At 35.1% G+C, this 20034-nt stretch carries 16 protein-coding genes, 2 tRNA genes and 1 pseudogene; 3 read left to right on the forward strand and 16 right to left on the reverse strand.

What is annotated here, in order from left to right; translation table 11 throughout:
- Positions 1-194: 194 nt before the first annotated feature.
- Positions 195-2447, forward strand: a complete 2253-nt coding sequence (gene katG, locus ZPR_RS17540) for a catalase/peroxidase HPI (RefSeq protein ID WP_013073097.1) — start codon at positions 195-197, stop codon at positions 2445-2447.
- A gap of 62 nt (positions 2448-2509) precedes the next feature.
- Here katG and ZPR_RS17545 read toward each other — a convergent pair whose 3' ends face one another.
- Positions 2510-2794 carry a hypothetical protein gene (locus tag ZPR_RS17545; RefSeq protein WP_013073098.1) on the reverse strand — a complete coding sequence of 95 codons (285 nt, stop codon included), beginning with the start codon at positions 2792-2794 and terminating at the stop codon, positions 2510-2512.
- A gap of 559 nt (positions 2795-3353) precedes the next feature.
- Here ZPR_RS17545 and ZPR_RS23280 point away from each other — a divergent pair.
- Positions 3354-3620, forward strand: a complete 267-nt coding sequence (locus ZPR_RS23280; RefSeq protein WP_148211765.1) for a hypothetical protein — start codon at positions 3354-3356, stop codon at positions 3618-3620.
- Positions 3621-4744: 1124 nt separating this feature from the next.
- On the opposite strand, the gene ZPR_RS17555 is transcribed toward ZPR_RS23280, so the two are convergent.
- The 4 genes from ZPR_RS17555 to ZPR_RS17570 all read right to left on the reverse strand — a co-directional run bounded on the left by ZPR_RS17555 (position 4745) and on the right by ZPR_RS17570 (position 7853).
- Positions 4745-5329: an NAD(P)H-dependent oxidoreductase gene (locus ZPR_RS17555; protein WP_041580094.1), complete on the reverse strand. Its 585-nt coding sequence runs from the start codon at positions 5327-5329 to the stop codon at positions 4745-4747.
- Positions 5330-5392: 63 nt separating this feature from the next.
- Complete coding sequence (locus ZPR_RS17560) at positions 5393-6001, reverse strand: Crp/Fnr family transcriptional regulator (protein WP_148211766.1); 609 nt, start codon at positions 5999-6001, stop codon at positions 5393-5395.
- 85 nt (positions 6002-6086) lie between these two features.
- Complete coding sequence (locus ZPR_RS17565) at positions 6087-6629, reverse strand: DUF3575 domain-containing protein (protein ID WP_013073106.1); 543 nt, start codon at positions 6627-6629, stop codon at positions 6087-6089.
- Positions 6630-6716: 87 nt separating this feature from the next.
- A complete protein-coding gene (locus ZPR_RS17570; RefSeq protein WP_013073107.1) occupies positions 6717-7853 on the reverse strand; it encodes a helix-turn-helix domain-containing protein in 1137 nt (378 codons plus the stop codon).
- A gap of 858 nt (positions 7854-8711) precedes the next feature.
- Between ZPR_RS17570 and ZPR_RS17575 the strand changes: the two genes are divergently transcribed.
- Entirely contained in the window at positions 8712-9419 is a 708-nt protein-coding gene (locus tag ZPR_RS17575) for a hypothetical protein (RefSeq protein WP_013073108.1), read from the forward strand.
- Between the two features lie 527 nt (positions 9420-9946).
- Here ZPR_RS17575 and ZPR_RS17585 read toward each other — a convergent pair.
- The 11 genes and pseudogenes from ZPR_RS17585 to ZPR_RS17630 all read right to left on the reverse strand — a co-directional run bounded on the left by ZPR_RS17585 (position 9947) and on the right by ZPR_RS17630 (position 19970).
- A tRNA-Leu gene (locus tag ZPR_RS17585) sits at positions 9947-10032 on the reverse strand.
- Positions 10033-10050: 18 nt separating this feature from the next.
- A tRNA-Gly gene (locus ZPR_RS17590) sits at positions 10051-10123 on the reverse strand.
- Between the two features lie 91 nt (positions 10124-10214).
- Positions 10215-12815 (reverse strand): DNA mismatch repair protein MutS, encoded by a 2601-nt coding sequence (gene mutS, locus ZPR_RS17595; RefSeq protein ID WP_013073111.1) that lies wholly within the window; start codon positions 12813-12815, stop codon positions 10215-10217.
- A 590-nt stretch (positions 12816-13405) separates the two neighbouring features.
- Positions 13406-14677 (reverse strand): gliding motility protein GldB-related protein, encoded by a 1272-nt coding sequence (locus ZPR_RS17600; protein WP_013073113.1) that lies wholly within the window; start codon positions 14675-14677, stop codon positions 13406-13408.
- Positions 14678-15050: 373 nt separating this feature from the next.
- Positions 15051-16289, reverse strand: a complete 1239-nt coding sequence (locus ZPR_RS17605) for an ATP-binding cassette domain-containing protein (protein WP_013073114.1) — start codon at positions 16287-16289, stop codon at positions 15051-15053.
- A 3-nt stretch (positions 16290-16292) separates the two neighbouring features.
- Complete coding sequence (locus ZPR_RS17610; protein ID WP_013073115.1) at positions 16293-17204, reverse strand: alpha/beta hydrolase; 912 nt, start codon at positions 17202-17204, stop codon at positions 16293-16295.
- A 204-nt stretch (positions 17205-17408) separates the two neighbouring features.
- Positions 17409-17690 (reverse strand): hypothetical protein, encoded by a 282-nt coding sequence (locus ZPR_RS17615; RefSeq protein WP_013073116.1) that lies wholly within the window; start codon positions 17688-17690, stop codon positions 17409-17411.
- A gap of 418 nt (positions 17691-18108) precedes the next feature.
- A pseudogene (locus ZPR_RS23480) lies at positions 18109-18264 on the reverse strand (hypothetical protein); the annotation flags it as partial.
- A 108-nt stretch (positions 18265-18372) separates the two neighbouring features.
- Positions 18373-18495: a hypothetical protein gene (locus ZPR_RS23895; RefSeq protein ID WP_013073119.1), complete on the reverse strand. Its 123-nt coding sequence runs from the start codon at positions 18493-18495 to the stop codon at positions 18373-18375.
- Between the two features lie 205 nt (positions 18496-18700).
- The gene (locus ZPR_RS17625; RefSeq protein ID WP_013073120.1) at positions 18701-19120 is read right to left on the reverse strand and encodes a hypothetical protein; all 420 of its coding nucleotides are present in this window, start codon (positions 19118-19120) and stop codon (positions 18701-18703) included.
- The gene (locus ZPR_RS17630; protein WP_013073121.1) at positions 19101-19970 is read right to left on the reverse strand and encodes a hypothetical protein; all 870 of its coding nucleotides are present in this window, start codon (positions 19968-19970) and stop codon (positions 19101-19103) included. The genes ZPR_RS17625 and ZPR_RS17630 overlap by 20 nt, the downstream gene beginning before the upstream one ends.
- Between the last annotated feature and the right edge of the window lie 64 nt (positions 19971-20034).

Raw genomic sequence — 20034 nt, forward strand, 5'->3', positions numbered from 1 at the left:
ACATATTATTAAGATATTTTCACCAATAACTTATAATTCGCTATTTTTAAGTGGTATTTTTAACTATTTGACACTTCTATATTCGATAACTATAAATACCATATTTAAAACAATAGTTTTTTACTATTGAAATTAAATAAAACATAGTGTTTCATTATATATTTTTAACCAGCTATTAATTAAAATCATAAACCATGGCAAACAATGATCATCAAAACAGTTCAGATAACCACAAGGTATGGGAAGTAAATGATTCCAGTAAGTGTCCCTTTTTAGGTGGAGCGAAAAACTTTACCGCAGGAACCGGAACAACAAATAAAGACTGGTGGCCCAACCAGCTCAATTTAAAAATATTAAGTCAGCATTCCTCTAAAACCAATCCGATGGACGAGGATTTTAATTACGCTTCAGCATTTAAAAAACTAGACCTGCAAGCGGTCAAGCAGGATTTGTATCATTTAATGACCGACTCCCAAGATTGGTGGCCGGCAGATTATGGCCATTACGGGCCATTTTTTATCAGAATGGCTTGGCATAGCGCAGGGACTTACAGAATTGGCGATGGCCGCGGTGGTGCAAGCTCGGGTTCGCAACGTTTTGCTCCTTTAAATAGTTGGCCAGATAATGCCAATTTGGATAAAGCACGATTACTTTTATGGCCTATCAAACAAAAATATGGTAAGAAAATTAGTTGGGCAGATTTGATGATCCTTGCCGGAAATTGTGCTTTAGAATCTATGGGATTTAAAACTTTTGGTTTTGCCGGTGGCCGTGAAGATATCTGGGAACCCGAAGAAGATATTTATTGGGGTGCTGAAGGTGAATGGCTGGGAAACAAAGAGCGTTATGAAAAGGGAAATACATTGGAGAATCCTCTTGGTGCTTCTCATATGGGCTTGATTTATGTAAATCCTGAAGGTCCTAATGGCAATCCAGATCCTATTGGTGCCGCGAAGGATATTCGTGAAACCTTTGGACGTATGGCCATGAACGACGAAGAAACAGTTGTATTGATTGCTGGCGGACATAGCTTTGGAAAAACACATGGGGCTGCCGATCCAGAGAAATATGTCTCAGCTGAACCTGCCGGTGCAACCCTTGAAGAAATGAATTTAGGATGGAAAAATACGTTTGGGACGGGGAATGCCGGAGACACGATTACAAGCGGACTTGAGGGTGCATGGACTACCACTCCTACGAAATGGAGTAATAACTTCTTTGAAAACCTGTTTAACTTTGATTGGGAACTTACTAAAAGCCCGGCAGGAGCACATCAATGGAAACCCAAAGACAATGCAGGAGCAGGTACCGTTCCAGATGCACACGATCCCAATAAAAAGCACGCACCTTTTATGCTTACTACCGATCTTGCATTAAAAATGGATCCCGAATACGCGAAAATCTCCAGACGATTTTTTGAAAACCCAGATGAATTTGCCGATGCTTTTGCCAGAGCCTGGTTTAAATTAACGCATCGGGATATGGGACCACTTTCCAGGTATCTAGGCCCCGAGGTTCCTAAAGAAGAATTGATTTGGCAGGATCCGGTTCCGGCTGTAGATCATGAATTGGTAAATAACGATGATATTGCTAACCTAAAGGATAAAATTTTAAATTCGGGATTATCAGTTTCAGAGCTGGTTTCTACCGCCTGGGCTTCTGCTTCTACCTTTAGAGGTTCTGATAAGCGTGGTGGCGCCAATGGTGCCAGAATTCGCTTAGAACCACAGCGCCACTGGGAAGTAAACAATCCTCCACAACTTCAAAAGATAATATCGAAATTGGAAGAAATTCAAGCTGATTTTAATGCTTCTACGGAAAGAAAAATATCTTTAGCAGACCTAATCGTTCTTGCCGGAAACGCAGCGATCGAAAAAGCTGCAAATGATGCTGGAAGTGATATAAAGCTTGAATTTAGCCCAGGGCGTACTGATGCTACTGAAGCACAAACCGATGCTGATGCCTTTAATGCATTAGAGCCGGAAGCTGATGGATTTAGAAATTACGTAAAAGGCAGAGAAAGTATAAGTACTTCCGCAGAAACCATGCTTATTGACCGAGCACAATTGCTAACATTAAATGTTCCTGAATTGACTGTTCTCTTTGGCGGACTTAAAGTTTTAAACATTAATTACGACGGTTCTAAAAAAGGTGTTTTCACCCATAAACCCGGCGTTTTAAGTAATGATTACTTTATGAATTTGTTGGATATGAGTACTACCTGGAGCTCTACAAATGATGCGCAAACCGAATTTGTTGGAAAAGACCGAAAAACAGGAGAAACAAAATGGACGGCCAGCCGTGCTGACTTAATTTTTGGCTCAAACTCTGAATTACGTGCACAAGCCGAAGTTTATGCCTGCCATGACAGTCATGAGAAATTCTTAAAAGATTTCGCCAAAGCCTGGACTAAAGTAATGAATTTAGATCGCTTTGATTTAAAATAAAATACAGATTAAAATGTCGAAAAGCAGCTTTTAAAAAGGCTGCTTTTTTTTTGAATAAAATACTACTTTCCTTTATTTATTTTGATTACCTGAGGACGATACTCTTGACTATCCATTCTTTCCAATCTACCATTTTTAAAATAATAGTAACCGGTTCTTTCCCATTCATATCCATAAACTACTTTATAAACCGTATACTCTTTGTCCATTGCCACAAGCTGTTCATATTTGGCGATATCTTTAAATTCCTCTAAAGACATTCCAATTTTTATAGCCGGAGCTTTATAGGCATAACAAGAAAGTAAAAACGAAGAAACTATAATGGCCAGGCAAGTATTTTTAAACATAAGTTTGGTTTATTTTTTCCAAATACAAAAATTCAGCCAAAAATATATTAGAAAGGATTTAAAAATCTGACTAAAAGTGGGACGCATTAAAATAGGGTCCAGGATCATTTAAATATGGGAACAGCGAAACTCATTTAAACATCTCTAATCTATTAAATTAGCACTAATAAGAGCAAAGCTCTTTCTCGTTTGAAACATCTACATGTAAAATATCTTAAATCCAGAAATTTTCATCGCTTTGATAGGTACTGATATGCCGATCTACTTTCAAGATAAAACCAAAAATGAATAAAAAAAACTGCAAGCCTAAAAAATAGCGAATGGTCTGCATTAAATAAGTATTAAGATAAGGGAATATAGAAGACGAAACGAATATATCAATTTAAGATTATTATAAAATCATTGCGACTATAAATAACCTGTACCCAGCATGTAAACAATAAATACTTTCACCCTAAAATGTTAAAATAAAACTAAAAACATAACCTTTAACACTAAAAAATAGCATCACCCCAACAACAATATTAAATTGATACTCTTAACCACTTAAATTATTATTATGAGAAAATTATTTTTATCCGTCTTTGCATGTGCTTCTTTATTATTTGGAAGCACTTTAGTCTCTAATGCAGAAACCAAATCTTCAGCGGCCACATTACTGCCTCCCCTGTTCCAAAATTGCGACCAAGCCAATGACTTTTTGGCTAGCATTCGTGAAAACCCAGAAAATTACGCGCCATATCTCTATTATTATACAATAGATTACTTAGAGAATAATGATTGTCCTTATGCAACATCGCCAAACCCTTATATTTTAGTTCCCTAAAATTTAAATCTCTTTTTAATTTATAGAAAACAGTTAATATTAACGGTTTTCTATAAATTAAAAGACCATAATCAATCCTTCAAATTAGAAATAAAAGAAACCGATTACGATAAAATAAGGTCTTTTCAAAAAACCAGCAAAACATCATCCAGTCTAAAAACGATAATCATCATATATAGCGCGCTCTGAAACCATGTCCGCTATTCCCTGAAAAATATTTAGTGGATATTCCGCCTAACGGTTACATAAATACAAATATCACTCTTTTCCATACACAATATAAATTCGGCAATTATAACCGTCATCTTTATACTTTTGAAATTCTTCGTTTCTAATTCCCAACAGTCTTTCGAGCACATAATTGTTTGGCTTATATTTTTCGATTAATGCAGTCGTCTGCTTATGTATTTTTTCATCGTACGAGGCTATAGCACCTATGGTTGTTCCTTAAAAGTTTCTCTACATATCCTAAATAAATTTCATCAAGCTTATCTCCGCGTTCTATCGATAGTCCCTTTGCAGTTTCATAGGCTCCTTTTACCATTTACCAGACAACTGGGATACTTCTTTAAAATCATCGCTTGTCCTTTCCAGTTAAGCCTGAAGCGTTATTCCAAGATTTTTATGCGCTTTTAAAGTTTCTTTATACACCTCCAGAATACTATCGGTTCGGTCAGTGACTGCCATACTGATAATAACTTCCTGATTCATTTTACCGCCTCTTCACAAATGGCTTTTAAGTTCTGCATTGCCGTTCTTTCGAGATAAGCAAACCAATATGTGATAGATCTAAAGAAATAGAAGAATGTAGATGATTTTTTTAACTGCCCTGGCAAAATTCATAAATTCAGCGGTCGCTTCGTTAGCATCTTTTTCATTCCATTCCTGAACCGACAAGAGCGTTTCCTTTATCGTTTCCCCACCAATATATCGATTCGCTGCTTTCTTTAAAACCTTAAATACGACTTCATTATTTAATATAAAATTTTTCGCTTCTTCATTTAAGGCTGCTTTTTTCAGGCTATCTGCCCCAAGCCTTAATAAGTTTTATTCATGTTTCATGACACTTGAATATTTTATGGGATTATACTTTTTAAAAACCGATTTAAAATCGCCTAATACCTCTATTTATTGTTCTTCCCTAATTGCTCTATTTTGGACAAATATTTTTTTCTGAATTCCTCACTCGAACTCTTTATAGGAGCGATATAACTAACTTTAACCGGATTGACTCCACAAAACTGAAGGGTTCCTTTTTTAAACTGATTCAGCGCCGGACTTTTCATAAAAAGACGATCATACCACTTTGGCGTATCGGCCGTCATGATGATCCTTGCTGTTTTCCCTTTTAATAGCTTTTTGGGGACCGACTTTCCCGGTTCATAATCAAACATAATTCCGGGTAAAAAAGTCCGATCAATAAAACCTTTCATCAGCGCAGGATAACCATACCACCACATCGGGAATACCCATACCAAATGATCTGCCGCTTTAATTTTTTCTATGGAAGACAAAAGATCTGGCTCTAAACTTACCCGCTTACGATAACCGAATTGCAGATTGGGATTAAAATCCAATTCCCGAATATTAAGTAAGTTTACTGAGGCATTGGACTCTTTCGCACCTTTTTGGTAAGCTGCTGCCAATGCACTATTAAAACTTTCCTGATCTGGGTGCCCGTTTATAATTAAAACCTGTTTATTTTTCATATCCTTCTTTCTTTGATGCAATACTACAGACATCAGGAAAGTGTAGAAAGGACAAATGTCTAATTATGAAAGTTGACTTCGAAGCCTACTTAAATGTCTTTGCGTGATCCCAAGGTAAGAGGCAATATACTTTAAAGGCACCTGCTGAATGATTTCTGGATGGTTGGCTATTAAATCGGCATAACGTTTTTCGGCAGATACCATTTGCAGCATCAATAAGCGTTCTTCCATTAAAACATAGGATTGTTCCGTAAAATGATTTGAAAACTTAAGCCATCCGTAACTAGAACGTATTAATTCCTGATACTGCTTTTTTTGTATCACTAATACCTCAACATCAGTTAAGGCCTGAATATATTCGAATGTCTTTTTCCCTGTAAGAAAAGAAGAATAGGCCGTAATAAATGTATTAGGAAAAGTTAAACAATAAGTAACCTCTTCATCCTTGCTGGAAAAATAGTAGTTTCTAAGCGTCCCGGAACTTATAAAAGCGATCCAGTCGCAAGTTTTCCCGGCTTCTATAAGCAGTTCATTTTTCTTGTAAAATTTAGGAGTAAAAACCGCTAAACCTCTTTCTATATCATCTTCCGATAAATCATTAAAAGATCTAAAAATTTTTTCCAGCATTTCTTTCATCCTGATGGTATTTCGGTTAACACGAACCTTTTTCAACTACTCTTTAGTGGTTTAAGCACATGTTTTTATGAGCCTCGCCATCTGAATTTTCAATAATTATTTATTCTCCTATTTATATACATTAAAATCGATAACCTAATTTAATCCCATAGCGAATAAGCTGGTCGTGATCCGTTTTATCAGCATTAAAAAGTTGTCTTCCATAACCAAAATTAAATTCAAAAATAAATCCACTTTTCGTAATCCATTTGCTACCTAGCCCTATACCTAGAGATAAATCATACACATCTGGATTTTCAGTATATGTGAGCGGCTCTTCAGTATCATAGACTTCTTTACCGTCAATTGAACTGAACGTTCCAAAACCTTCCAGGAAAAACCCTGCTGCATATTTCTTACCAAAATACCTTCTGTAATAAGGTGTAAGGGAATAATTCATATCCTCATCAATTTTGTCCGTAAACATATAAAGACCTGAAACCCCTAAAGATGATTTACTATTTAAATTCCTCTCATAAACTGCTTCAACTGATCCACTAATTAAAGGTTGAATTATATCAACTTTTATTTCGTTTTGTTTCTTATACTGATTGCTCGTACCATTCTGCGCATTAGTAGCAAAAAATGAAAATAACAATGCTAAAATAAATAGGGATTTTTTCATAAGTATGATTTAAATTATTTGAAGGCAAATTTCAAATATCGTGGATTAGAAAATGTTCCAAAAGCTTAAAATTCTATAAATTGGGACTTATTTTACTGAGTTCTTATACTCATTTGGTGTCTGACCAGTAACTTTTTTAAAGGCTTTGTAAAAAGTAGTTTTCGAAGTAAACCCAGCTTCTAATCCTATGGCCAACAAACTATAGTTTTCATATTCAGGATTTGAAATCATTTCCTTTACAGCCTCAACTCGATATTGATTGATGTAAAAAGCAAAGTTGTCCCCTGTTACCGTGTTTATAATTTGTGAAACATATCCTGTACTTATACCTAGTTTTTGAGCAACTTTTTCTCTATTTAATGTATTATCGGTATAAATGTGATCATCTTTGCAAAGTATTTCTAGTTTTTGAAAATAAAGATTATCTGCCGTCATAGATTCCCTATATGCTGCTGGCTCACTATTTTCTACAAATTCCTTATTGGTATACGAAAGAGCTAAATCTTTATTCAGAAAATTATGAATTGCATCTTTGTTTTTGGCTAGTTTGCATTTATAAATACCTATATAGGCTGTCCAATGAACTATCAAGGTAGCAGCTATCGCTAGTACATTCATAGTAGAAGAAATATCATATTGAAAAAATAAGCCGGCTAGGCAGGTCATAAGCCAAGCAAATAACAATGTAGAAACAATTGTCAATAAAGTAATTATCCACTTTTTTTCCTGTGAATTTTCTAAATATCTTATCATAAAATAAGAGTACAGCGGCAGGAATGGAATAAAAATAATGGCTAAAATAAGATGAATCAAACCGAGTATTTCGATTAGATCAATACCAGGCCCAGGAATGGTATAAAGCCCTGTAACGCGATCAAGATCGTATGCAATATTAAGGATAGCAGAATAGGCAAATGGAATAAAATACAAATATCCTTTTTGTATACTTTTCACAGTATCATCAATCCTGTTTATCACAAACAGGAATAGGAAAGCAGGGATTAGAAACACCCACTCGATGTGCTCAATAAAGCGCAGCATAGGATAAAAACTAGATGCTTTTTCGATTTCAAAAACATGATTCAATAAAATAATTGAAAGCGTAAATATCAGATATGCCAGATATTTATTTGAATTACTATTGAATAAGGAAGACTTTAAAATAAGTAAGCCCAGAACAATCCCCTGAAATATTGCAATATTTAAAAACGTTGTATAAATCAAATTTTAATAGAAAAGTTTTTTGAGATTTGTGTGGAAATATTATTCTTTAATCGGTAGCTAATTTAAGTCGAATTGACAAAACGAGCATATTTTATACTATGACTTCCTTAGAAGATTAAGAAATGATTAAATCAAATAATCCATTTTTAGCTTCAAATTTATTCCAGAAACTAATTATAAATCTAGATAAGTAACTAAAAATCAAAAAACATAAAAAAAGCTATTATTTAAGGAGCGGGACTTGAACCCGCACGAACGTTGCTGTTCATTGGATTTTAAGTCCAACGTGTCTACCAATTCCACCATCCGAGCATAACATTATATATACTGAGCGAAAAATCAAAGAAACATAGAACGGATAAATGTGCCAATCCAAAATGGAGGTAAATGCGAAGGGTAAACACCACAAAGCTTCTTTACAATTTTAAGCCAGGCATCTATCTATTTGCCTCTTAGAGGTACCAATCTTTTACTTTTATATGCACTACGTAAAAAAACATTGCAAACGGTGAAATTTCAAACCTTAAAGGGCTCAGAAATATAAACTTTTAATGGATGGGTTACAAAAATCATTCACTGTATATAAGATAAGGTACTTAAAACTACCCAGTAACCAAAAAGTAAGAGCCCTAAACGCATCACTCGCTAAATGCAAAGCAAGTAACCCGATTATTTGAACTAGCGGCATCTGAAGATTCTAAACCTAATACAATACGCACCTAAGTAAATTTAAAAAAATTAATCAATTGATTCATTAAAAAGTAAAACATTTCACCTTAGGGTATTTTTCCATTTTTCTTAGTCCTTTTGCTCCTTATTTATATAATGCTAGATTTACAAAAATTCATAAAATATACAATGGGAAAAAAATATTTTTTAATTACTTTAATCACTCTAATAGTATCCTGTAGTTCTGACGATATTACAAATAAAAGCAACCAAAATGAAACTGAAACTGGGTTGACGGAAATAAGTAAAGTTTTAACTAATAGAAAATCTGATTCTGATTTATCACCGTTATTCTTACGATTGGGTGTTACGTCAGTTACGACTTCAAATAATAAATTATCTGCCAAAACTCAGAAAACATTTAATTTTAGGGGGAAGCATATAGACTTTTCTGTATTCTCGGTCAAAATTGAGAAAAATTTCATTACTTTAGAACAAGATGATGAGTTTAAAATAGGCATTCTAAATAAAAAATCTTATTTAATAACCACAGACTATAAAGGTCTTTTAAAAAAAGCAAGTGCTGAAATTTTAAAACAGAAAGAAGTATTTGCGTTGATCGCTTATTTAAATGAAATCACTTACAACCAGGATCAAAGGGTTTCTTCTAAAAATAGTAATTCAACAATGAAATCTGAAGGTTGCAATTTTTTCACAGAACAAGGGTTTAGCGTTGGTGTGGGAGTTAATGAAACATCAGCAAAAGCTGATTTAGCCTCATCAATGGAAGACGATATCGCATCAGGTGCCACTGAAGGCTGTACTAAAATTGGAGAACCAGAAGCTGTTGCATGGACTAATGGTACAGTTTGGGTTCAAACTTGGTGTTGTAAATAAAAAATAAAATGAATATGAGACTTTTAATGATTTGGCCATATCAAATTGTACTTTTTATAGTCGCTATTTTAGGATTGTTTCTACTTGCTTTTACGCTATTAATGAGAAAAGAGAAAAAATTAAATTTTTTTCTTTGGCTTATTTTAATAATCGTAATTCCTATTTTTGGCCCACTAACATATATCGCTAATTATTTTTATATAAAAAAATCTAGCATAAATCAATTTCATGAACTATAGAAAGTTATGAATCGTCGTAAAATTTAATAGGTTTTAAAGATTTCATTGAATCCTGTGAAGCTAGCTTCACAGGATTTTTGCTATGTATTAAGTATAAACCTAGGTATTTTTAAATGAAGACCCTGGATGTGGTCTTTTATTATTATAAGTATCTATCGATTGCCTGATTAATTTTTTGAATTGTTTCAAGCGGTACTGCATTTATTAGGCTTGATCCGAAATACCGGAGAAAGAAAAGCTTATAAAAACAAAAAACCCTCTAAATCAAAAAGATAAAGAGGGTCTTTGTACTCGGAGCGGGACTTGAACCCGCACGAACGTTGCTGTTCATTGGATTTTAAGTCCAACGTGTCTACCAATTCCACCATCCGAGCATAATATTATATATACTGAGCGAAAAACGGGATTCGAACCCGCGACCTCCACCTTGGCAAGGTGGCGCTCTACCAACTGAGCTATTTTCGCGTATTTAAAAGAACTTTCGGTTTTTACCGATGCGCAATTGTTTATTGCGGATGCAAATTTAGCACATTTCTTAAAACGACAAAGCTTTTTTTTAATTTTTTGCGTTTTCTTGCTTCTTTTTTTGTTTTACCGAGAGCATTCGCTTGATCTCATTTAGTTTCATCAAGGCTTCCACCGGCGTAAGTGTATCAATATCAATATTTAACAATTCATCACGCAAATCTTCCAATAGAGGGTCATCCAGATTAAAAAAACTGAGCTGCATTTCTTCTTCAGCAGATTTTTTTAAAACCTCACTGCTTTCTTCCATTTTATGGGTTTGTTCGAGCTTCTGTAAAATTTTATTGGCACGATGTAAAACTTGCTGTGGCATTCCCGCCATTTTTGCTACATGAATTCCAAAACTATGTTCGCTCCCACCGGGAACCAACTTCCGCAGAAAAAGGACATTATCCTGTAATTCCTTTACAGATACATTATAATTCTTAATTCGGCTAAAAGTATCACACATTTCATTTAACTCGTGATAATGTGTGGCAAATAGCGTTTTTGGGCGTGATGGATGTTCGTGCAAGTATTCACTAATCGCCCAGGCAATCGAAATCCCGTCATAAGTACTGGTACCACGACCAATCTCATCTAAAAGCACTAAACTACGCTCAGAAATGTTATTAAGGATATTAGCGGTTTCGTTCATCTCTACCATAAACGTAGATTCACCCATCGAGATATTATCGCTGGCACCAACTCTGGTAAAAATTTTATCCACTAAACCAATATTAGCCGATTTTGCCGGCACAAAACTTCCCATTTGAGCCATAAGTACAATAAGTGCCGTTTGACGTAGAATAGCCGACTTACCACTCATATTAGGCCCGGTAATCATAATCACCTGCTGTTCCTCGCGATCTAATAAAACGCTGTTGGTCACATACGATTCTCCAATAGGCAATTGCTTTTCGATCACCGGATGGCGACCGTCTTCAATTTGTAACTCGAATCCCTCTTCAATTTCAGGCTTGCTATATTGCTCGATTTTGGCCTGCTGTGCAAACGAGCATAGACAATCCATCTGCGCGATCAACTGCGCGTTTTGTTGTACCGGCTGAATATAATCGTTCATCCAAAGCACCAGTTTCGAAAATAATTCCTGCTCTAATTGCAGAATCTTCTCTTCAGCACCTAAAATTTTCGCTTCGTATTCCTTTAATTCTTCGGTAATATAACGTTCCGCATTTACCAGCGTTTGTTTTCTTACCCACTCGGCCGGCACCTTATCTTTGTGCGTGTTTCGCACTTCGATATAATAGCCGTACACATTATTATTCCCAATCTTTAGCGAAGTAATCCCGGTAGCAGCACTTTCACGCTCCAACATATTATCCAGGTAATCTTTTCCTGAAAATGCAATATCCCGCAATTCATCTAATTCTTTATGAAAACCTCTGGCGATTACATTTCCTTTCTGAATCAAAACCGGTGCTTCCTCATTAATACTTTCGGTTATTTTAGACCGAAGTAATTCGCAAGCATGTAAATTATCACCAATAACTTTTAAGGCTTCGTTATCACATCCTAAAGCAGTTTCTTTAACCGGAATAATGGCTTCTAAAGAATTTTTAAGCTGAATGACTTCTCTTGGTGAAACTTTACCGGTGGCCACTTTGGAAATTAAACGCTCTAAATCGCTCATTTCCTTGATCTGCTCTTGTATTTTATATAAGACCTCAGGATGATCTAATAGAAAACCAACAACTTCGTGACGTTTTTTTATTTTTTCTGAATTCTTTAAAGGCAACGCCAACCAGCGCTTTAACAACCGACCGCCCATAGGCGAAATCGTCTTATCGATTACCTCTAAAAGCGTTACCGCATTAGCGGCTGTACTGTGATATAGTTCAAGATTCCTGATGGTAAATCGATCCATCCAGACATACTCTTCTTCCGCAATCCGGCTAATCGCTGTAATATGCTGAAGTTTGTTATGCTGCGTTTCTGCCAGATAATGTAAAATAGCTCCTGAGGCGATAATTCCTTCTTCCAAGTGAGATACCCCAAAACCTTTTAAAGAAGCGGTTTTAAAATGATTATTTAGCGTTTCACTTGCAAAATCATTTTTAAACACCCAATCTTCAAGATAGAAAACATGGTAATCTTCGCCGAAATCTAATGCAAAATTCTTTTTATATTTCTTCTGAATTAAAACTTCACTCGGACTAAAATTCTGAAGTAATTTATCGATATATTCCTGAGTTCCCTGCGCGGTTAAAAATTCACCTGTTGAAACATCCAAAAACGAGATTCCAAGGTTTCTTTTTCCGTAGTGAATCGCACAAAGAAAATTATTCGATTTACTGTTTAATACCTCATCGCTTAAGGCTACACCCGGAGTTACCAGTTCGATCACACCACGTTTAACGATTTTCTTGGTCATTTTTGGATCTTCTAACTGATCGCAAATCGCTACCCGTTGTCCGGCCTTTACCAGTTTTGGTAAATACGTATTTAAAGAATGATGTGGAAAGCCCGCAAGTTCACTACGCTCACCGCCATTATTTCTATTGGTAAGTACAATATTTAAAATTCGGGCGGCCACCACAGCATCTGCTCCAAAAGTTTCATAAAAATCCCCTACTCTAAACAATAACATTGCATCGGGATATTTAGCTTTTATCGCCAAATACTGCTTCATTAAAGGGGTCACTTTTGCTTCTTTTTTTGCTGCCAAACCATGAAAATTTTAGAACCGCTAAAATACAGAAACCTGCTTGCCAATCGATAAATTGAAGCCTCATTTTTATTCACAAGTTTTTTACAGTTAGATGTTGTGAGTAGTGAGTAGTGAGTAGTGAGTAAGGTTTGCATTCTTAGCTGAATTACAAACCTGAACAAGAATTTTATCAACCGCCTGTCGGCAGCCAGGCTTGATTTCTTGCTCCTGAGTTTTGATTCTCTATTTCCTAACTCCTAATTAAAAAGATTTCTCGACTTCACTTTGTTACGCCCACCTGCCGGCAAGGCAGGCTCAAAATGACGAAGAACTGTTTTTTTGCTTTCCCTTATTCTATTGAAATCTATTCATTATTTCACGAAATTACCATTCACAAACATAGGATGACATACATTGAAGTCATTTCGACTGAAGCGCAGCGCAATGGAGAAATCTCTTTAAGGATTTAAATTCAAAATAATGTCATAAATCATTATTCCCACGTCTTGCTTTTATTATCAATCCTCTCACATCTCTACTCTTATTCTCCTACTAAAACATTTCAGATTACATCACAGCTGCTGTAGTTTCGATTCCCATTTGCTATCGGCTAAGAACTTTCGATAATCCTGAATGGTAAGCATATCCTGAATCGCCTGCTTTTTATCTTCCGCATTTTCGTAATAGGATTTACAGATTTCATAACCAATCCAATATCCTAAATCTGGATAACTATCTTTTGAAGCTTTACTATAATTGCCAATCCAATTGCTGTAGCGATCGTAGTACATATCCTTATTAAAGTCGGCCCAAATTTGTTTTTCTTTCCCTTTGGCCCAATCAAATATTTTCCTATTTGCAGTTTCACCGCTAATTAATTCTCCTATAAAATCGGCCATACCTTCACTTATAGCATAACCAAGGGTAATAGTATCATTTTTAAGGCCATCTTGCTGAAAATGTATTAATTCATGTGAAACGATATACGGAATATTTTCTGATTGATTCATCAATAATTTATCTCCAAAATCCAGTTCTTGCGTATTCACATCTTCTCCATCACTCATCTGGTTTATTCCAATAAGCAAACCAGCAGATGAAACTGTTCCTCCACTGGTAAATGCCCCCATAACAAAATAAACATCCGGAAATTTAGCCGATGGGTAAATCTCCTTAAGTTCTTTAAAACTTTTTTGGATATCCTTTTTATACTCATCTACTTTAAGCGTATTCTGTCTTATGGTTTGATAAAGTTTAGGATGACTATTAATATGCTTTATAAAATAATCTTTAGACCTTACTTTCAATCCCATATAATCCTGCATTCCTGGACTAGCTTTTTCGAAATAATATTGGTTATAAATGCTCGCTGCCTGATTTGAGCTATCCTGCGCTAAATCATAAGCCTCCCAAAAATTGTGGACATCCTGTACTACAATATTTGCCAATTCTGGATCTGTATTAAACGTATCTGATTCTGAAAGTCCACTAATCAATTTTTCCCATCTCTGGTCTTGATGTAAAATCTCCAAATCCGAATCTGATAAAAGATGAGATTTCTCTGCTAAACCATAATCAATTGCTTTATCTAACATTACAAAAGCACTATCTATGCTTTCCTGTAAAGCCAAACAGCACGCAGCATTATAAGCTGCGCTCTTTTTCTGAACTTTGAAATCGGCAACTTCAATAAATTGAATATAATTTTTAGTTGCTAACGCATAATCCTTGGATTGGTAATTTCTATCTGCTTCTTTTTTAATCCTGAAAGGATCTATTTTCTCTTGAGCGTTTAATTGATTGATTAAAATTGAAATAAATAAAAGAAGTACTATTTTCTTCATAAGATGTTTTTTCTAAAGACGCACAACTATCAAATTCGTTACAACTAAAAACTGCATGGACCACATAATTTATTGCCTACGATTTCTAATACAAATCAAAAACCAAATGTAATATCAGGAGCCGAACTCAGCATGACCAACCTTTCCAGATTAGGTTAGCGCTTCGTTAACTTTCAATTTTACGAGAAATTTTCGATAGACCAGGTTTTATTCAAAATTCAATATTTTTGATCCTGTTTCCAGGTTCTTGCTTCGTGATCTTTTCTGTAACAGCGAAGCGGTCTAATTCCTCATCACCCAATTCTAACGCTTACATCTGCACATCACCGCATTATCAAATCAGCACATTTTCAAATTGATCATTGATCATTGTTTATTGAATCTTGATTTTTCCAACAGATCCGTTTTCCGTAGGAAATAATTCATATTCAAAATCGGGATGTAGTCCTTTTTCTTTACGATGTGAAACATAAATAATTGCCGTATCACTTTGTGCCGCAATATGATTGATAAGATTAGTAATTTTTAAGGCACTTTTATCATCCAGCCCGGTAGAAGGTTCATCCAAAATCAATAATGGTGGATGTTTAATCATCGCGCGGGCAATTAGCAACATCCGTTTTTCGAGATTCGATAAATCATTAAAGACTTTTTTTGCTTTCTCCTGAAATCCTAAAGTCTCCAACCATTGCTTTGCCAATGCTCTTTGTTTATCTGAAGGTTTTTGATACAATCCAATACTATCTACCAATCCGGATATTAGCATTTCCTCTACGCTATTTCTACGAATAAAAAGTTCAGTAATCGAAGGTGAAAAATAGCCGATTTTCTTTTTGATTTCCCAAACCGATTCACCGCTACCTTTTTTCTTTCCAAAGAGAAAAAGATCGACGCCATAAGCTTTTGGATTATCGCCATAAATCATACTTAAAATGGTGGTTTTACCCGATCCGTTTGGTCCGGTAAGCTTCCAGAATTCGCTGCGTTTCACTTCCCAGCTAATATTGCTTAAAATTGGCCGATCTTCATAAGCAACATTTACATTTTTTAATTGTATCAAACTTTCCGGAATACCTTCAAAAACCTTTGGAGCCGCCGGAATCCTTTTTATTTCTTCTAAAAATCCCTGCTTGTTTTCAATAAAATCAGCTTTATTTTTAAAAACCGTATTTCCGGCTCCATCAAAATCGAGAATAATATCTATAAAAGGGAGAATATCTTCTTCTCTTCTAAAGATTTGCACAAGGATGAAATCTGATTTTACTTCAGCAAGCCGCTCTTTAAAATTCGCTACAGATTGCACATCTAAACAATCAAAAGGATCATCTAAAATTAGATATTCCGGCTGCTTTTTCAGTAAATATTCTAATAGCGCTTTTCGCTTTTCACCACTGGAAAAAGTACGCAGACTGCGGCTTTCATCTTTTACTAAAACCGAATTTCCATGCTTTTGATCGTCCTTTATAAAATTTTGCAGAACAGCTTCAGAATGTTCAAAACCATTTTTGTGTTGCAATCCCTCAAATCCGGGTACTTTTTTATCTTTTTTAAGATCGTCTATCAGTCTGGAAACCAGTTTGTGATCTCTCGCATAAATCGCTAAATGTCTCATAAATTAATTTAAATTCCGCAACCAATCGGTTAATCGATCACTCCAGCTTTGCAGGTAATAAATTTCGTTTGCCAGCGAGAATCCATGACCACCTTTGGGGTAAATGTGCATTTCGGTGGGCACCCCATGTTCTCTTAAAGAGGTATACATCCTAAGACTATTTTCTACCGGCACCACATCATCATCGCCGGCATGTATAAGAAATACAGGAGGCGTATTTTCGGTTACCTGAAGCTCATTGGAAAATTGTTTTTCTAATGCTGCAGTTGGTTTTTTACCTAACAAATTATCATGAGAGCCCTGATGGGTTATTTTTGAATCCATGCTAATTACCGGATAGACTAAGACCATAAAATTGGGACGAATTTCTTCGGAATCTGTACTATCTATTGCGGAATAAAATGCTTCCTGATAATGCGTTCCCAAAGTGGAAGCCAAATGTCCACCGGCCGAAAATCCCATAACACCAACTTTGTTTTTATCGATATTCCAGTCTAAAGCATTTGCTCGAAGTATTCTAATACCCCGCTGCGCATCCTGAAGTGGTGCTTTAAAACTTTCCTTTACTGAAGCTGAACCTGGTAATCTATATTTTAAAACTCCGGCTGCAATTCCTTTTGAGTTCAGATATTTAGCAATCTCGGTACCTTCCCAGTCATAAGCCAGACCAGCATAACCACCACCGGGACAAACCAAAACTGCCTGCCCGTTAGCGGATGCTTTTGGCGGAAGATAAACTTCTAATGTTGGCTTTTGGACTTTTGTAATCCAGGTGATATCATCCTGATTTATGTCTTCCTTTTCATCAGATTTTTGCTTATTAGGCATTTCATCTTCCGGCCAAAGAGGAAGGGTTGATACTTGTGCGGCCAAAGAAAAGCTAAAAAACAGAACGAGAATACTAAAAGTTTTCATTAAAAATTGAATTGTTTAGTATAAATGTAATTAATTATCCGGGGATAAGGTAAAAAAACGGAAGCAAGAAGTAAGAATTACGAAGTTAGAAATAGAACTTAACGCAAAATTCAGGATCTAAAATTACTGCCTTTTATACTTGCTCGATTGTCTCTGAGGGATTCAAAACCGCATTTGTTATTGTGTATTATTTTATGAGTTTTTTTATCTATCCCAACCATCTATCACATAGTTTTTTTCAGTCAGTTTTTTTTCAATTTCGGAACTTTCTGATTTAAACCATAATTCAAAGCGAGTGGGATAGTAGTTTTTAAAAGTTCCTTCGTCAATTACAGTATTTCCATCGTAAAGTTTATAATTATCGCCTAATTCAGATATTTTATTTCTCGTCCGATTACTTAATTTCCATTCCGATAATTGTATGTTTTGAGTCAATTCAAACGCTTTTATATAAATTTCTCCTTTTTCTGTTGGTCTATGCCACATATAAAAATCATAACCACTATATCCGTCTCCAATAACAAGAATTTTTTCCTCAGTTACAGTGATTTCTTTCAGAGAATCTATTTGTTGATTAGTTAGAAATTCAATTGGTTTTTCAAAGGCTAGGTTTTTTGGAATTTGAATATTATAAAATTTTGTTTCTTCATAATCTTCTACAAAAAGTACAATAATAATCCAGCCGATAAAAAGTCCAATTAGGATTAAAATTCCGAAAATTATTTTTTTTTGTGATGGTCATATTAAATATTGTAGAACTACCAGTTACCGAATCTAAAACTCAAATTGGGCATTTTCAAACTCTTTTTAGCAGAAACCTCACAGGTTTTGAAAACCTGTGAGGTTTGATTTTCAATTTAAATACTAAAATTAGCTTCAGTTTAAATATCAAACTTTCAACGTCTTACTGATAACCCGCTGCCTGAAGATTAAATAATTCGGCATATAATTTATCGTTTTCCATCAATTCTTCATACGTACCAATTTCTAGCACCGCGCCATTTTTTAAGACCATGATTCGGTCGGCAATTCTCACCGTACTAAATCGATGCGAAATCATGGGGCGCAAACAAGATTGTGTCCACAGACACACATCTTGAATTAGCACGCAATTTGATAAAAAGTACCTATTTCAAATTCGTGTACACTTCTTATCCGAAAGCCAATTCTAGGAATTTTCCGTAGTAACTTTATTTTCTAGTTCTATATCTTCCAATAATTCCGAGAGCTTATCGACTAAAGCCAATTCTTCCGATGGTATAAGCTGGGTTACAAAACGAAGTACTTCCATAACATTTTATTTGGGATTGGGTACTTCTAGATCACATAATTGTTCATTCTCTTCTAAGGCTACAATACATACCTTAATTAGGTTTATGATCAAAAACATGAGATCCAAGTAGCTATCAACTCTATAAGTGCCCTTATAACATTTTCCTTTTCTACTGGTGTCAGGGGTTAAATGCATCATATGATGTTGCTTCAATTCCAGAAGCTTATTGATGAGTTTTTCCTTTTTCATAAGGTTCTTGGTTTTTAATGATTTGTTTTTTGAGTTTCTTAGGGAAATGAATGTAGTCCGTATCATTTTCCAGTATGGCTATAATTTGTTCCAATTGAAACATATCACCATCGGGCATTAGTTCAATGACCATTTCTATAACTAATTGAACACTGGAATTTTTACTTTGGTGGCTTAAGTTTTTAGAATGAAAATCACCTTCACCATCTAAGGCTAAGACACAGACTTCCAGTAGTGATGTAATGCGCATGATGTAATCGGTATGATCTCCAAAGCGAACGGTGGCGTTTCTAAAGGTATGACGCTTCGTTTCTTCTTTTTTTAAACCATAGGCTGTCGCTCCGATTCTCTTTAGCTGTTTTAATTTTAGTTGATCAAGTTTTCTCGTTTTCATGGGATGCTGTTTTTAAAGTTTGTAATTGGTGATTAACAATGGGTAAGAGATAATCTAAAAGACATTGGCAATAAGAATACGCCATGTGAAGGTCTGTTACTGAAAATAAAGAGCTACTTCGGTAGCGAAGTTCAGTATGATGAAAGCAAAAGATTCTTTTTAGTGGGGACTGTTCAAAAAGTTGTTCTGAAAAAATATTAGGTGGTATTTCATGGCAAAATTGAACAAGTTTAAATAAATAAACGGGATGATGATGTTGCGGATGATAATGCAGAAACGCATAAATACTGCCTAAGCAAAGTTGCTCAAAAGATAATCGTATTAAATGAGCGCTTAATAGTTCAGTGTTTTCATTAATAACACTAAAATTTAGACAATGCTTGGCTATTGCCATTCGATCTTGTGTGTAGTTGGTTATGCCCTTAATATCCAGTTCAGGGATTTGGCTGAGTTGTAAAGGAGCTAATTCAAAAAGAGAACCCTCAACCAAACCACCTGATTGGATTATTCTAAAAAAGAAGTATTTATTATGATCAGAAGCTGCTATAAGTTGCTTCGGCATATAAAGTAGCAAGCTAATGGTATATTTTCCGCCGGAATCTTGACGAACAATATCTGAAAGGTTAGCAACCGAATTGGAGGGAATATGCTTGCTTAATAGCAGTAAATAAAAATGATAGTGTTGCTGTTGCTTGGAAGCATCATTATTCAAAGAATTATGAATTCCCTGTGCCGATGATAGCATACCGAAATAGTATAAACTTGTAATTTCGATATGCTTTTTGAGGATTTCCGTAATTTGGGTTAACGCAAATTCTATAACTTTGGATGGATGCAAGTTGGTAAGCATAGATCAAAAGGTGTTAAAATGAAACTTTAGTGATGATCAATGAGCCTTCAAGTTTTAAAAAGAA

Origin of the sequence: Zunongwangia profunda SM-A87, assembly GCF_000023465.1 — a bacterium.
Lineage (GTDB): Bacteria > Bacteroidota > Bacteroidia > Flavobacteriales > Flavobacteriaceae > Zunongwangia > Zunongwangia profunda.

Excerpts from the sequence above, each read along its gene's own strand:
- katG (WP_013073097.1), top strand. The coding sequence starts at position 195 with ATGGCAAACAATGATCATCAAAACAGTTCAGATAACCACAAGGTATGG.
- ZPR_RS17545 (WP_013073098.1), bottom strand. The coding sequence starts at position 2,794 with ATGTTTAAAAATACTTGCCTGGCCATTATAGTTTCTTCGTTTTTACTT.
- ZPR_RS23280 (WP_148211765.1), top strand. The coding sequence starts at position 3,354 with ATGAGAAAATTATTTTTATCCGTCTTTGCATGTGCTTCTTTATTATTT.
- ZPR_RS17555 (WP_041580094.1), bottom strand. The coding sequence starts at position 5,329 with ATGAAAAATAAACAGGTTTTAATTATAAACGGGCACCCAGATCAGGAA.
- ZPR_RS17565 (WP_013073106.1), bottom strand. The coding sequence starts at position 6,629 with ATGAAAAAATCCCTATTTATTTTAGCATTGTTATTTTCATTTTTTGCT.
- ZPR_RS17575 (WP_013073108.1), top strand. The coding sequence starts at position 8,712 with ATGGGAAAAAAATATTTTTTAATTACTTTAATCACTCTAATAGTATCC.
- mutS (WP_013073111.1), bottom strand. The coding sequence starts at position 12,815 with ATGAAGCAGTATTTGGCGATAAAAGCTAAATATCCCGATGCAATGTTA.
- ZPR_RS17600 (WP_013073113.1), bottom strand. The coding sequence starts at position 14,677 with ATGAAGAAAATAGTACTTCTTTTATTTATTTCAATTTTAATCAATCAA.
- ZPR_RS17605 (WP_013073114.1), bottom strand. The coding sequence starts at position 16,289 with ATGAGACATTTAGCGATTTATGCGAGAGATCACAAACTGGTTTCCAGA.
- ZPR_RS17610 (WP_013073115.1), bottom strand. The coding sequence starts at position 17,204 with ATGAAAACTTTTAGTATTCTCGTTCTGTTTTTTAGCTTTTCTTTGGCC.
- ZPR_RS17615 (WP_013073116.1), bottom strand. The coding sequence starts at position 17,690 with ATGTGGCATAGACCAACAGAAAAAGGAGAAATTTATATAAAAGCGTTT.
- ZPR_RS23895 (WP_013073119.1), bottom strand. The coding sequence starts at position 18,495 with ATGGAAGTACTTCGTTTTGTAACCCAGCTTATACCATCGGAAGAATTG.
- ZPR_RS17625 (WP_013073120.1), bottom strand. The coding sequence starts at position 19,120 with ATGAAAACGAGAAAACTTGATCAACTAAAATTAAAACAGCTAAAGAGA.
- ZPR_RS17630 (WP_013073121.1), bottom strand. The coding sequence starts at position 19,970 with ATGCTTACCAACTTGCATCCATCCAAAGTTATAGAATTTGCGTTAACC.